Genomic DNA, 13,523 nt, shown 5'->3' with positions numbered 1-13,523 from the left:
TGACGATATGACGCAGGCACGGATCGCAATCATCTGGAACCCCTCCAAGGCGGAGCGGGACGACCTTCAGGCTGCTGTGAGCGCCGTCTTCGGCGACCAGCAGGACATCCGATGGTGGGAGACGACCCCTGAGGACCCGGGGCGCGGCATGGCCCGTGAGGCGCTCGAAGACGGCCGCAGCGTCGTCATCGCGGTCGGTGGGGACGGCACGGTCCGTGCAGTGGCCGAGTCGCTCGCCGGATCCGAGGCGGCTCTCGGGATCGTGCCGCAGGGCACGGGCAATCTCCTCGCGCGCAACCTCGAAGTGCCGTTGAATGACGTGCCTGCGGCTCTCGAGCGGATCCGCGACGCCGAGGAGCGTCGTATCGATCTGGGGTGGGTCTCGTACGACGGAACCGAGCACGCTTTCGCGGTGATGGTCGGATTCGGGATCGACGCGCAGATGCTCGTCGAGACGGATGACGACCTGAAGTCGAAAGCCGGCTGGCTGGCGTACGTCGAGGCGATGGGTCGTGCCCTGGCCGGAACGGAGATGACGGAGATCACGGTCGCCATCGACGATGAGAAGGCCGTCGCCGCGCGCGGGCACACCATGCTCATCGGCAACTGCGGGATGCTGCAGGGCGGCATCCGACTGCTGCCCGATGCCGTGCTCGACGACGGGAAGCTCGATGTGCTCATGATCAGCGCGGACGGCGTGCTGCAATGGCTCGACACTCTTCGGTCATTCGTCTGGGACAACGGCATCCGCCGGTTCTTCAGCACGGCCGATGACGACGCCGTGAGCACGGATTCCGCGCGGCACCTGCCCGTGGAGAAGATCGCGGTCGAGCTCACGACGCCGCTCATGTTCGAGATCGACGGCGAGGAGATCGGCGAGGTCACCTCGTTCAACGTGCGCGTGCAGCCCGGAGCCCTGCTCGTCCGCTGACACAGCGGGCAGGTGGCCTCGGTCGATCAGACCGCTGCTTGGCGCGGGGCGACTTTCCTGTCCTGCGCGGGGAACGTCACCTTCTGGATGACGATGATGATGCTCGCGGCGACGGGGATCGCGACGAGTGCTCCGAGCACGCCGCCCAGTGCGCCACCGGCCACAGCGGCGATCACGACGAGTGCTCCGGGCACCGCTACGGCCTTGCTCATGATGCGCGGCGAGAGCACGTAGGCCTCGATCTGCATGTAGACCAGGTAGTACCCGATCGCGATCAGGGCCGTGACGGGTGACACGAACAGGCAGATCAGCGAGTTGATGATCGATGCGGTCAGTGTCCCCACCAAGGGGATCGTCGATCCGATGAAGGCGATGAGGGCGAGCAGAGCCGGCACCGGTGCGCCGATGATGGTGAGGAAGATGAGGCTGAGCACGCCGTTGATGAGCGCAAGGCTCGCCTGCCCGATCACGTACCGTCCGACCGCGCCGGAGACGTCCTCGAGGAGCTCGCTGAAGGTGTCCCGCTGGTATGCCGGGACGAAGCGGACCGCCGTGCGCTTCATGCTGCGCAGGGATGCCATGAAGAACAGCGTGAGGATCAGCACGATCGTGATGCCCGTGATGGCCCCGGCTATTCCGGCACCGACAGCGACGACGCCACCGCCGATGTCGACGAAGTTGTCGGGGTTCTGGACGAAGCTGAGGCCGCCCTGCACAGCTTCCTCGATCGTCGGGCCGAACTGGCCGCTGACGTCGGTGAACCACTGGCTCTTCATGAAGTCGTCGACCATCTTCGGTCCGTCTTTGATCAGGTTGTTGATCTGCTCGACGACGAGCGGGACGATGGCGAAGATGATGCCGGCGAAGGCGAGAAGCACCACGGCCACGACGATGGCCACGGCGGCGGCGCGGGGCAGCTTCTTCTCGATGAATCGGACGACGGGGTCGAGGCCGAGCGAGAGGAAAAGCGCGACACCGACGTACACGAGAACGGTGCCCAGCTGCTCGACGATCCCGCCGAGGGTCAGCGCCACCAGCACGCCGAGAGCTCCGAGCAGACCGAATTTGAAGGGATTCGTCCGAGCGTATGCGGCCACCGCGTTCGAAGGCTGAGCCGCTCTCGGTTCCGCGGGCGCGGCCAGCTCGACGTTGGCGGTCACTCGTCTACGGCGCATGGTTCTCCCTGGTTGCACGTCCGACCCTCGAAAGCCGGACCCATCAGTCGATCATCCCGCATCCGCACGGGGAAGCCCGCTGACACGCGAAAAGACTCCTAGGCTTGACCGCATGCTCTTCGCTCTGATTCGCCCCGCGGAAACACGGACCGCCACCGCCGAAGGAACCGAGCTGCCCGCACTCCGGGAGCAACTCAAAGGTGAGACTCCTCCCGGATGGGACATGGTGTCGGCGCACGTCGAGATGAAGCCCGGCGGGATCCGCATCGTCGAGGGCAAGTTCCGTCGTCGTGACGAACCGCAGGAGATCGAGGCGGAGGATATGGTCGCCCTGGAGGCGCAAGTGCCCGAGGGGTGGGAGATGCTCTCGGTGCGGCGGTCCTGACAGTCGCACCGTCATATACAAAGAACGGCCCGACTCTCTCGATCGAGGGAGTCGGGCCGTTCAATGGCCGCTGTGGATTCAGACCCCGAAGTAGAGCTCGTACTCGAACGGGTGCGGACGCTGCGCCATCGGCAGGATCTCGTTCTCGTACTTGTAGGAGATCCAGGTCTCGATGAGCTCCTTGGTGAACACGCCACCCTCGAGGAGGAACTGGTGGTCGGCCGCGAGAGCGTCGAGCGAGTCCAGCAGGGAGTTCGGAACCTGCGGGATGCCCTTGGCCTCCTCGGGGGGAAGCTCGTAGAGGTCCTTGTCGACCGGCTCGTGCGGCTCGATGCGGTTCTTGATGCCGTCGAGACCCGCCATCAGCTGTGCGGCGAAGGCGAGGTACGGGTTGCCGGAGGCGTCGGGCGCGCGGAACTCGATGCGCTTGGCCTTCGGGTTGGAACCGGTGATCGGGATGCGGATCGCGGCGGAGCGGTTTCCGGCCGAGTAGACCAGGTTGACCGGAGCCTCGAAGCCCTTGACCAGACGGTGGTAGCTGTTCAGCGTCGGGTTGGTGAAGGCGAGCAGGGCCGGCGCGTGCGCCAGGATGCCGCCGATGTACCAGCGCGCGACGTCGCTGAGCTGGCCGTAGCCGGCCTCATCGTAGAAGAGCGGCTTGCCGTCTGCCCAGAGCGACTGATGCGTGTGCATGCCGGAGCCGTTGTCGCCGTAGAGCGGCTTGGGCATGAAGGTCGCGACCTTGCCCCACTCGTCGGCGGTGTTCTTGACGATGTACTTGAACTTCAGGATGTCGTCGGCCGCGTGCACCATCGTGTCGAAGCGGTAGTTGATCTCCTGCTGACCGGCGGTGCCGACCTCGTGGTGCGAGCGCTCGAGAATGAACCCGGCGTCGATCAGCTTGAGGGTGATGTCGTCGCGGAGGTCAGCGGTCTTGTCGACCGGGCTGACGGGGAAGTAGCCGCCCTTGTACGGGGTCTTGTTGGCGAGGTTTCCGCCTTCTTCCTCGCGGCCGGTGTTCCAGGCGGCCTCTTCCGAGTCGACCTTGTAGAAGCTCTCGCCGGCGGTGACCGAGTAGCGGACGTCGTCGAAGATGTAGAACTCCGCCTCAGGGGCGAAGAACGCGGTGTCGGCGATCCCCGTCGAGGTGAGGTACTTCTCGGCCTTCTTGGCGACCTGACGCGGGTCCTTCGAGTAGATCTCGCCGGTGCGCGGGTTGTAGATGTCGAAGATCATCACGAGGGTGCTCGCCTCGCGGAAAGGATCGACGTACGCCGTCGTGACGTCAGGGATCAGCTGCATGTCGGACTCGTGGATGCTGGCGAAGCCGCGGATCGAGGAGCCGTCGAACAGCTGACCCTCGGTGAAGAACGCCTCATCGACCGTGGATGCAGGAATGTTGAAGTGCTGCTGCACACCCGGGAGATCGGTGAAACGGATGTCAAGGAATTTGACGTCGTTCTCCTGGATGTAGCTCAGTACCTCGGACGAATCTTTGAACATGTACGACTCCTGTAATGCGGATCGATGGCTTACGGCCATTCTGCACAGTACGGCTGGAGGATTTCTCCGGGGTGTCCGCTTTGTTTCAGGGATGTTACAGCGCTCGGTAAACTGGAGCGGTGACGGATGCTGTGAACAGATACCCCGGTGAACGACTCGGATTGCCGGAATCGGGGTCGGGAAGCATCGCGCGGGCGGGCAGGCGGATCGGCGCCCTCGTCATCGACTACACCGCAGCAACGATCATCGCGACGGCATTCCTCGGGTTCGATCAGTTCGCCCTGCCGACCGAGGCCGGCCTGACGCAGTTCGCGCCGATGCTCGTGTTCGCGGTGCTGCAGATCCTCTTCATCCCGACTGCGGGCGGAAGCCCCGGGCACCGCATCCTCGGCATGCGGATCGTCCGCCTCGACGGAGGCTGGGTGGGGCTGTGGCGCCCGATCGTCCGCACCCTGCTTCTCGTGGTCGTGATTCCCGCAGTGATCTGGGATGCTGACCAGCGCGGCCTTCACGACAAGGCGATCGGGACGGTGCTGATCCGCACCTGAATGCGCGTCAGTCCCGACCGCGATTGCGACGGCGAGCTTCCCGCGGAGCGCGCCCGCCGAGGAACGATCGAGCAGGATCCACGGTGTAGCCGTGACGCAGGGCCTCGCGACCGATGAGCATCCGGAAGCCCATCTCGTCGCGATTGCTCAGAGTGACTTCGGCCAGCACCTCGCGGTCGACGAGACGGATCATCAGCTTGACGACGAGTCTGTCCTGGGCGTGCCCGGAGGAACTGCGCACAGCACGGCGGTCATGGACGGGCGTCTCGACGACGACGGCATCCTCTTGACTGTCCTGCCAGGGTTTGACGCGGAAGCGGACCCAGTCTTCGCCCTCACGGTCGAACTCGTGGATATCGAAGGCGTGGAGGGAGGATGTGCGCGCGCCGGTGTCGATCTTCGCCTTGATCCAGTCCACGCCGAGATCGGGGAGGCTCACCCACTCGCGCCACCCCGTAAGGGTGTTTGAATGGGGGGACCTACTCACCTGATACATCCTGGCAGGAAATTTCCGTGAAGATCGCAGTGCTGTCCCGTGCGCCTCAGGCGTACTCCACTCAACGACTGCGCGCGGCGGCCCTGCAGCGCGGTCACAACGTCAAGGTACTGAACACCCTGCGGTTCGCGATCGACCTCACGTCGGACGAGCCCGACCTGCACTACCGGGGTCGTCAGCTGAGCGACTACGACGCGATCCTTCCGCGCATCGGCAACTCGATCACCTATTTCGGCACCGCCGTGGTCCGACAGTTCGAGCAGATGGACGTGTACACGCCCAACACCGCCAACGGAATCTCGAGTGCGCGCGACAAGCTCCGGGCGAATCAGATCCTCTCGCGGCACAACATCGCGATGCCGCCCACAGCGTTCGTGCGCAACCGGGCAGACGTGCGGCCCGCCATCGAGCGCGTCGGCGGAGCGCCCGTGGTGATCAAGCTCCTCGAGGGAACCCAGGGAATCGGCGTCATCCTCGCCCCGCAGGTGAAGGTCGCCGAAGCCATCATCGAAACGCTGCACTCGACGAACCAGAACGTCCTGATCCAGAAGTTCATCTCCGAGAGCCGCGGTCGCGACATCCGTGCGCTCGTCGTGGGCGACCGTGTGGTCGCAGCGATGCGACGGTCTGCAGCGGGGGATGAGTTCCGCTCGAACGTGCACAGAGGCGGGTCTGTCGCGGCGATCGAACTCGACCCGGTGTACGAGCGCGCTGCTGTCCGCTCCGCCCAGATCATGGGCTTGCGTGTCGCCGGTGTCGACATGCTCGAGGGCGAGGACGGACCGCTGGTGATGGAGGTCAACTCCTCTCCCGGGCTTCAGGGCATCGAGACGGCGACCAAGCTCGATGTCGCCGGCGCGATCATCGACTACATCGCCGGGCAGGTGGCGTTCCCGGAGATCGACGTGCGGCAGCGCTTGACCGTCTCGACCGGATACGGTGTCGCCGAGCTGATGGTGCACGGCGCCGTCGATCTTGTCGGCAAGACGATCGGTGAGGCAGGGCTGTGGGAGCGGGACATCACCGTGCTCACCCTCCACCGTGGGGTCAGTGTGATTCCCAACCCGAGGAAGCATGTCGTGCTGGAAGCCGATGACCGTCTCTTCTGCTTCGGCAAATTGGATGAGATGCGGTCGATGGTCCCGGAGCGTCGTCGGCGTCGCGCCAAGGTGCGCCGCCTGCCGAAGCAGCCTCTGTCGGAGTGAACGAAAGCGCGGCCGCGCCTCAGGGGAGGGCGGCCGCGCTTTTCGTCGGGCGGTGAGACTGCTCAGCGCGGTCGCTGCGCGCGGACCTTCGTGGGGTCGATGCCCTTCGGGATCGGCAGTGACGACAGTGACTGGGAGACGGACTCGACGCGGCGGATCACGGCGGCCATCGTGGTTTTGTCGATGACCTTGGGAAGCTTCTTGATGGTCTTGGAGAGTTCAGCGATCGGCACCTCGTCGTCGCCGTGGCCGACGTACAGCACGGTGACCGGCACGCCATGTGCGACGCGCTGCGCCTTGCTGCGCTCCTCGTTGACGAGACGGGTCAGACGGCCGCGCGCACCTTCGCCGATGACGACGATGCCACCGCGCCCGATGGTGCGGTAAACCGCTTCCTGCGTCTTGGGGTTGATACCGACCGGGGTGTCAGTGGCCTGCCACTTGCGGCCGAGGCTCGTGCTGAGGACGTGGCCGGTCGCGCCGGGCATGCCATCGATCTTCATGTACATGGCCGATGTCGACAGACGCGTCATCAGGAACAGAGCGCCGAGCACACCCAGCATCAGACCGGTGATCCCCCAGAGCACGAGGGTCCAGACCTGGAACGGCGGGATGAGGTACCCGGCGACGAGGCCGAGGAGCACGCCCCCGATGAGGACGGCGACCTGAACCCACGGAAGCCACGGGTAGGCCTCACGCGTGAACCTGAAGAGGGACTTGATCTGGGAGAAGAACCCAGGACGCTTTTCGGGTTCGGGAGCACGCTTTGCCATGACGATAAGCCTACCGAGTCCGCCACCCGTATGATGCCCCGTTCGCGCCCAGCGGAGCCCGAATCACGAGGAGTTCCACTGCACATCGGCGCGCGGTGGGCTGATGCATCCACATTCATCGATTTCGCCGCTCGCCTCACGCTGCGTGCGTTGAGATGAGGTCATGACAGACGTCGAGAACAACGACCGGAGCTCCGCGCTCCTGCCGGGTGCGCACCGGGTGGTCCGAGCTCTCGATGTGGCGGAGGGCCCGTTCGCCGGCGTGCTCGTCACGCGCCGCGACGGCGGCGGTGTCGCCGTCCAGGTGGAGGCCGACGCTCTCGCGGGGTGGGTGGGGTGGCGCTTCGCGGGGGCGGAACACGTCGTGGGTCCTGTCGATGTCGTCCGACGTTCGACAGGTCACGATGTGCTGCTGCCGTGGTGCACGGACCGGGTTCTGGGGTATCTCGTCCGTCGCACGGCCGCGGGTTCCGCCCTGTCATCGGGGGAGAGCAGCACCCTGGTCGCGAGCCTGCTGCGGGGGCTCGACGAGCTCGGAGAGGGAGCCGACGAGGTGCGGACGGGGGTGTGGTGGCTGACAGAGAGCGGTCGCCCCACCCTCGTCCTCGGGGAGGGCCCTGATGCACGGGAGAGCGCGGCGAAGGTCGTTCAGCGTCTGGGTGAGGGGAGCAGCGATAAGGCGCTGAAACGCGTACTCGAAACGGTGCGGCAGGGGCTGGGCAAGACACTGTCACAGCCCAGGGTGCCCGCGCGGCTGTTGGCGGAGTGGGAGAACGAATTGCTGCAGATCGCGGCGCCTCGTCCGCTTCAGAGGGATGTTCCCGCTCCCGAGACGGCGCGGGAGGTCGTGGGTGCCTTCAGGGACTCGGACAGGGGAGCGGTCGCCGCTCGGAAGACGCGCCGACCCGATTCCGACGCTCTCGGAGCAGCGCCCGGGATCCTCCAGCGTGGCCCGGCCTTGAGTGCCCGGATGCGGGAGGCGGCCGCCGCGGCGCAAATGAATCTGCTGCGGGGCCTCGATGCAGTGCGCGCTCGGGTTCGAAGCCCTCCGAGAGATGACGGCGACTCATCCGCCCGAGGCGCCGCGCCACGGCGTCGACGCACGCTGATCGTTGCCGGGGCGGCCGCGACAGCCGTTCTCGCGGGTGGGTTGCTGTGGCCGGGGGGCGATGCGGACGGCGTGGCAGTGACGGAAAGCACCCGTTCTCCTGCCCCCTTGCGAACAGAAGATGTGGCGTCGACGCCCGAGCCCGAGGTGACGGCAGCCGATGGCGATGAACGCGACGCAGGAACGATCGAGACTGAGGGAACGGATGCTTCTTCTGACGATGCCTCGTCAGAGGATGTCGGCGCTGACCCGAAGGGGGCCGTCTCCGGTCTACTGAAGCTGGTCTCGCAGTGCCTCGAGCAAGAAGACCCGGTGTGTGCCGAGGCGGTGGCACCCGACTCAGCAGGGGTCATGGACGCTCTTGCCCCGACGGTGACGGGAGCTCCGATCATCGAGCTCGTCGATGAGTACGGCGACGTCGCGGTCGTCCGGCTGAGGAGAGAGGAAGGCGGTCCGGTCGACGAGGGCGACACCCACCCTTCGGCACCCGACCAGATGCTGGTGCTCGTCCGTCAAGACGAAAAATGGCTGGTCCGCGACGCGTACAGCGTCGCGGACCAGCCGGGATGATTCGCGTCAGGCGCCGAGCTGAGCGGCGAACTGCGCCGACTCGAGCCGGGACTTCACAGCCCCGAGGAAGCGTGCGGCGTCGGCACCGTCGATGATCCGGTGATCGTACGACAGCGCGAGGTAGACGTACGAGCGAACGGCGATCGCGTCCGAGCCGCCGACCTTGACCAGACCCGGGCGCTTGACCACGGTTCCGGTGCCGAGGATCGCGGACTGCGGCAGGAAGACCACAGGCGTGTCGAACAGCGCGCCGCGCGAACCGGTGTTGGTCAGCGTGAAGGTGCCGCCGGCAAGCTCGTCGGGCTTCAGCTTGTTGTCGCGCGTGCGTGCGGCGAGATCAGCGATCTCGTGCGCGATCTGCGCGATGTTCTTCGACGCGGCGTCGCGAAGCACCGGCGTGAGCAGACCTCGCTCGGTGTCGACGGCGATGGAGAGGTTCTCGCTGGCCGGGTAGACGATCTTGTCGCCGTCGACCGTGGAGTTCACAATCGGGAAAGCCTGGAGAGCCTCTGCCGCCGCCAGGGCGAAGAAAGGCAGGAACGACAGCTTGTCACCCGTCTTCTCCAGGAACGACGCCTTCACGCTGTCTCGGTAGTTGGCGAGTTCCGTGACATCGACCTCGACCACCGTCGTCAACTGTGCGGTCTGCTGCATCGAGGCAACAGCACGCTCAGCGAGGACCTTGCGCAGTCGCGACATCGGCTGGGTGGTGCCGCGCAGCGGAGACACCTCGAGCGGCGCCGGTGCTGCTGCGGCAGGGGCTGCGGCGGAACCCGACGCAGCCTTCTCGGCGGCCTTCAGCACGTCTTCCTTGCGGATACGGCCGCCCACGCCAGTGCCGGTGACCGATGCCAGATCGACACCCTGCTGCGACGCGAGGCGTCGGACCAGCGGCGTGACGTACAGGTTGTCGTTCTCCGTCGGCAGAGTGAGCTTCGGTGCAGCAGGCTGTGCGGCGGGTGCCGGTGCGGCGGGTGCCGGCGCAGCGGGCTGTGCGGCAGGTGCCGGTGCAGCAGGAGCCGGAGCGGCGGGCTGAGCAGCAGGAGCTGGAGCGGCAGGCTGTGCGGCGGGTGCCGGTGCGGCGGGTGCCGGTGCAGCGGGTGCGGGCGCGGCGGGTGCTTCCGCTGCCGGAGCCTCTGCGGCCGGAGCTTCTGCAGGTGCTGCCCCGGAGCCGACGCGAGCGAGCACCGCGCCGACGGCAACGGTCTCGTCTTCAGCGGCGACGATCTCCTGCAGTACACCGGCGACCGGCGAGGGGATCTCGGTGTCGACCTTGTCGGTGGAGATCTCCAGAAGAGCTTCATCGACCTCGATGCTGTCGCCGACCTGCTTCAGCCAGCGAGTGACCGTTCCTTCGGTGACGCTTTCACCGAGCTCGGGGAGCACGATGTCGGTGGCATCGCCTGCGGGCGCCGGTGCGGCCTCGGCGGCAGGAGCCGCTTCCGGCTCGTTCTCAGCGGTCTCAGCCTCGGCGGGCGCAGACTCCGCGGGCGCAGACTCGGCGGGAGCCGCTTCGGCTGCGGGCGCCGGTGCGGCCTCAGCCTCGGGCGCGGCAGCCGCATCCGCTGCCGGGGCAGAGGCGGAGCCGTCGCCGATACGCGCGAGAAGAGCGCCGACCTCGACAGTCTCGTCCTCAGCCACGAGGATCTCTTCGATCACACCGGACACGGGGGAGGGGATCTCGGTGTCGACCTTGTCGGTCGAGATCTCGAGCAGGCCCTCGTCCGCCTGCACGGTGTCGCCCACCTGCTTGAGCCAGCGGGTGACCGTACCCTCTGTGACGCTCTCTCCGAGAGCGGGGAGGACCACGGATGTGCTCATGACTGAGTCTCCTTCAAGAAGTTGTTTGACGCGTGTCTAGCTTAGTGACTCGGGCACCGGTTGGTGCTCAGAGGGCGTGCAAGGGCTTTCCGGCGAGAGCGAGGAACGCCTCGCCGAGAGCCTCGCTCTGTGTGGGGTGGGCGTGGATCAACGGTGCGATGTCCTCCGGGTGCGCTTCCCACGCGACCGCGAGTTGCCCCTCGGTGATGAGTTCTCCTACGCGGTCGCCCAGCAGGTGCACGCCGATGACGGGCCCGTCCTTGAGCCGAACGACTTTGACGAGGCCGCTGGTGCCGATGATCTCGCTCTTGCCGTTGCCGGCGAGGTTGTATTCGTAGGCGACGACGGCCTCGGCACCATGCTCACTGATGGCTGCGGCCTCGGTCACACCGACGGAGGCGACCTCAGGACTCGAATAGGTGACCTTGGGGATCTGCGCGTCCGGCACGTTCGCCGGCGAAAGTCCGGCGATCCGCTCGGCGACCGCGATGCCCTGCTGGAACCCTCGGTGTGCGAGTTGCAGGCCCGGAACGATGTCGCCCACGGCCCACACGCCGGGAGCGTCGGTGCGGAGATCCTGGTCGACGGTGACGAATCCGCGGTCGAGTCGCACACCCGCATCTTCGAAACCGAGGTCGGCGGTGACGGGGCCGCGTCCGACGGCCACGAGAAGGTAGTCGGCGGTGAACTCCTTACCGTCTTCGAGGGTGACTGTGACCGAGGACTCCGTCTGAGCGGCGGACTGATAGCGCACACCGAGCGAGTACTGGATGCCACGACGACGAAACGCCCTTTCCAGTCCCTTGCTGAGGGCGATGTCCTCGTTCGGAACGAGGTGCGGCAGCGCCTCGATGATCGTGACCTCGGCGCCGAACGAGCGCCAGACGCTCGCGAACTCGACGCCGATGACGCCGCCACCGAGAATCAGGACACGGTCGGGGATGACATCGAGGGCGAGCGCCTGCTCGCTGGTCAGGATGCGCCCGCCGATTTCGAGGCCGGGGAGGGACCTGCTGTACGACCCGGTGGCGAGGACGACGTCGGCGCCGACATAGACGTCGTCTCCGACCTGGACGCTGCGATCCGGGTTGAGCCGGCCCGTTCCGGCGACAGTCGTGATGCCACGGGCCTTGACGAGTCCTTCGAGGCCTTTGAACTTCTTCGCGACGATTCCCTCGCGGTACGCGCGCACCCCGGCCGGGTCGATGCCGTCGAGCGTGGCCGCGACTCCCACGGACGCCGCGTCGCGCACGTTCTCCGCTACCTCCGCCGCATGCAGCAGCGCCTTGGTCGGAATGCAGCCGCGATGCAGACAGGTGCCACCGACCTTGTCCTTCTCGATGAGAGCGACGGACTTGCCGAGCTCACTGGCGCGCAGCGCTGCGGCATAGCCACCGCTGCCGCCGCCCAAGACGACGATGTCGAAGGTGTGGGTGGTCATGGATCATGCCTCCTTGTGGGATGCTGCGGCGAAGGCGATGATCGATCGGACCATCGCCCCCGTGGGGCCCTTCTCGGTGAAGCCGTAGGGGGAACCGCTGTGTTCGCTCGAACCGGCGATGTCGAGGTGCACCCATGGGATGCGCGGCGCGTCCTCGGCGTCCGACGTCAGACCCACGAAGCGGCGCAGGAAGAGCGCGGCGTAAGACGCGCCACCGACACGGTCGCTCATGTTCACGTTCTGGAGGTCGGCGATCGGCGATTCGAGCGACTCCTCCATGTAGGCAGGGAGCGGCATGTGCCAGGCGAGCTCGTCGGTGCTTTCCGCCGCCGCGAGGAGCTCAGCGACCGTTTCGTCATCACCGAACACGCCGGTGTGCCGATGTCCGAGGGCGCCGACGATCGCCCCGGTGAGTGTCGCCACGTCGATGATGACGTCCGGGTGCTCACGGCTCGCTGCGACGAGTCCGTCGGCCAGGACGAGCCGCCCTTCGGCGTCGGTGTTGAGTACCTCCACAGTGGTGCCGTCGAGGATGCGTACGACGTCGCCCGGGCGGATCGCGCGGCCCGAAGGCATGTTGTCGGTGATGCAGAGCCACGCCGTCACGCGCACCGGCAGCGCCAGCGACGCGATGGCGCGGACGGCCGCGAGGCTGGTCGCGGCGCCGGTCATGTCGAACTTCATCCCGACCATGGAGGCCGCGGGCTTCAGAGAGAGTCCGCCGGTATCGAAGGTGATGCCCTTCCCGACCAGGGCGATGTGACGGGACGCATCCGCGGGGGAGTACTCGAGGCGCACCAGGCGCGGCGGTCGGTCGGAGCCCTGCCCGACGCCCAGGATGCCGCCGAAGCCCTGCTCCGCGAGAGCGACCTCGTCGAGGATCTCCACGGTGACGTCGAGGTCGGCGACGCTCTCTGCGGCGGTCTCGGCGAGCTGCGCGGGACTCTGCCACTCCGCGGGAACGTTCACGAGGTCTTTGACGAGGGCGACGGCCTCGCCGACCGCCTGTGCGTGCGCGATCGTCTGGTCGTCGATATCGGCGTGCAGTGTGACGGCCGCGGCGCGGGTCTTGCCCTTCGCCGAGCGGTACCCGTCGAAACGGTAGCCGCCGAGCACGGCGCCTTCGGCGGCGGCCGTGGAGAACGCTTCCAGCCCGTCGGCGAGCGCGACGGCGACGTGATCGAATCCGGTGAGCGAACGCAGCGCGGTCGCGACGGCGGTGCGCACGGCGGTGTCACTCGGTCGGGCTCCGACACCGACCACCGCGAAGGGCAGCGAGGTCACGTCCGGCGCGTAGACGCGGGTGAACGACGATCCTGACCCGGTGAATCCGATCCCTTCCAGAGCTTCGGCGAGACCGGAGTGCGCCGCGAGCGCGGATGCCCCCTCGGAAAGATCGGGGACGACGAGCACTGCGGCGTCGGCAGCGCTTCCGGGGAAAGAGTCGGTGGTGTGCGACAGCACGGGAAGCGTCATGCTTCCATCCTAGGATCCTCCTCGCAGATGGGCGGCCCCACGGCGGCGCGCGTGTTCGCTCTCAGCATGACCGCCCCAGCCCGGGCAACCG

12 protein-coding genes are annotated in these 13,523 nt (G+C 66.8%); 5 read left to right on the top strand and 7 right to left on the bottom strand.

From position 1 onward, the window contains the following. Positions 1–7: 7 nt before the first annotated feature. Entirely contained in the window at positions 8–931 is a 924-nt protein-coding gene (locus D7252_RS15280) for a diacylglycerol kinase family protein (protein WP_120776164.1), read from the top strand. A 26-nt stretch (positions 932–957) separates the two neighbouring features. Here the strand turns inward: D7252_RS15280 and D7252_RS15275 are convergent, their stop codons facing one another. Beyond that, positions 958–2,106, bottom strand: a complete 1,149-nt coding sequence (locus tag D7252_RS15275; protein ID WP_120776163.1) for an AI-2E family transporter — start codon at positions 2,104–2,106, stop codon at positions 958–960. 112 nt (positions 2,107–2,218) lie between these two features. On the opposite strand from D7252_RS15275, the gene D7252_RS15270 reads away from it, so the two are divergent. Further along, on the top strand, positions 2,219–2,491 hold the full coding sequence (locus D7252_RS15270; RefSeq protein ID WP_120776162.1) for a hypothetical protein: 273 nt from the start codon (positions 2,219–2,221) through the stop codon (positions 2,489–2,491). 78 nt (positions 2,492–2,569) lie between these two features. On the opposite strand, the gene glnA is transcribed toward D7252_RS15270, so the two are convergent. After that, the gene (gene glnA / locus D7252_RS15265) at positions 2,570–3,994 is read right to left on the bottom strand and encodes a type I glutamate--ammonia ligase (RefSeq protein ID WP_120776161.1); all 1,425 of its coding nucleotides are present in this window, start codon (positions 3,992–3,994) and stop codon (positions 2,570–2,572) included. Positions 3,995–4,113: 119 nt separating this feature from the next. Between glnA and D7252_RS15260 the strand changes: the two genes are divergently transcribed. Further along, the gene (locus D7252_RS15260) at positions 4,114–4,542 is read left to right on the top strand and encodes an RDD family protein (RefSeq protein ID WP_374225770.1); all 429 of its coding nucleotides are present in this window, start codon (positions 4,114–4,116) and stop codon (positions 4,540–4,542) included. Between the two features lie 7 nt (positions 4,543–4,549). On the opposite strand, the gene D7252_RS15255 is transcribed toward D7252_RS15260, so the two are convergent. Beyond that, complete coding sequence (locus tag D7252_RS15255; RefSeq protein WP_120776160.1) at positions 4,550–5,038, bottom strand: ATP-dependent zinc protease; 489 nt, start codon at positions 5,036–5,038, stop codon at positions 4,550–4,552. A 17-nt stretch (positions 5,039–5,055) separates the two neighbouring features. Here D7252_RS15255 and D7252_RS15250 point away from each other — a divergent pair, with 17 nt between their 5' ends. Next, complete coding sequence (locus D7252_RS15250) at positions 5,056–6,243, top strand: RimK family alpha-L-glutamate ligase (protein ID WP_120776159.1); 1,188 nt, start codon at positions 5,056–5,058, stop codon at positions 6,241–6,243. Between the two features lie 62 nt (positions 6,244–6,305). On the opposite strand, the gene D7252_RS15245 is transcribed toward D7252_RS15250, so the two are convergent. Then, the gene (locus tag D7252_RS15245) at positions 6,306–7,016 is read right to left on the bottom strand and encodes a DUF4191 domain-containing protein (RefSeq protein WP_120776158.1); all 711 of its coding nucleotides are present in this window, start codon (positions 7,014–7,016) and stop codon (positions 6,306–6,308) included. A gap of 163 nt (positions 7,017–7,179) precedes the next feature. Here D7252_RS15245 and D7252_RS20440 point away from each other — a divergent pair, with 163 nt between their 5' ends. Further along, positions 7,180–8,694, top strand: coding sequence for a hypothetical protein (locus D7252_RS20440; RefSeq protein WP_251050741.1), 1,515 nt, complete (start codon positions 7,180–7,182; stop codon positions 8,692–8,694). 6 nt (positions 8,695–8,700) lie between these two features. On the opposite strand, the gene sucB is transcribed toward D7252_RS20440, so the two are convergent. From sucB to D7252_RS15225, 3 genes are all read right to left on the bottom strand, one after another. Beyond that, complete coding sequence (gene sucB / locus D7252_RS15235; protein WP_120776157.1) at positions 8,701–10,515, bottom strand: 2-oxoglutarate dehydrogenase, E2 component, dihydrolipoamide succinyltransferase; 1,815 nt, start codon at positions 10,513–10,515, stop codon at positions 8,701–8,703. Positions 10,516–10,582: 67 nt separating this feature from the next. Continuing rightward, positions 10,583–11,956, bottom strand: a complete 1,374-nt coding sequence (lpdA, locus tag D7252_RS15230) for a dihydrolipoyl dehydrogenase (RefSeq protein WP_120776156.1) — start codon at positions 11,954–11,956, stop codon at positions 10,583–10,585. Positions 11,957–11,959: 3 nt separating this feature from the next. Continuing rightward, positions 11,960–13,432 carry a leucyl aminopeptidase gene (locus D7252_RS15225; RefSeq protein WP_120776155.1) on the bottom strand — a complete coding sequence of 491 codons (1,473 nt, stop codon included), beginning with the start codon at positions 13,430–13,432 and terminating at the stop codon, positions 11,960–11,962. Positions 13,433–13,523 lie beyond the last annotated feature (91 nt).

The organism is Microbacterium sp. CGR2, from assembly GCF_003626735.1.
Classification (GTDB): domain Bacteria; phylum Actinomycetota; class Actinomycetes; order Actinomycetales; family Microbacteriaceae; genus Microbacterium.
This window is presented reverse-complemented; position numbering and strand designations above follow the sequence as displayed.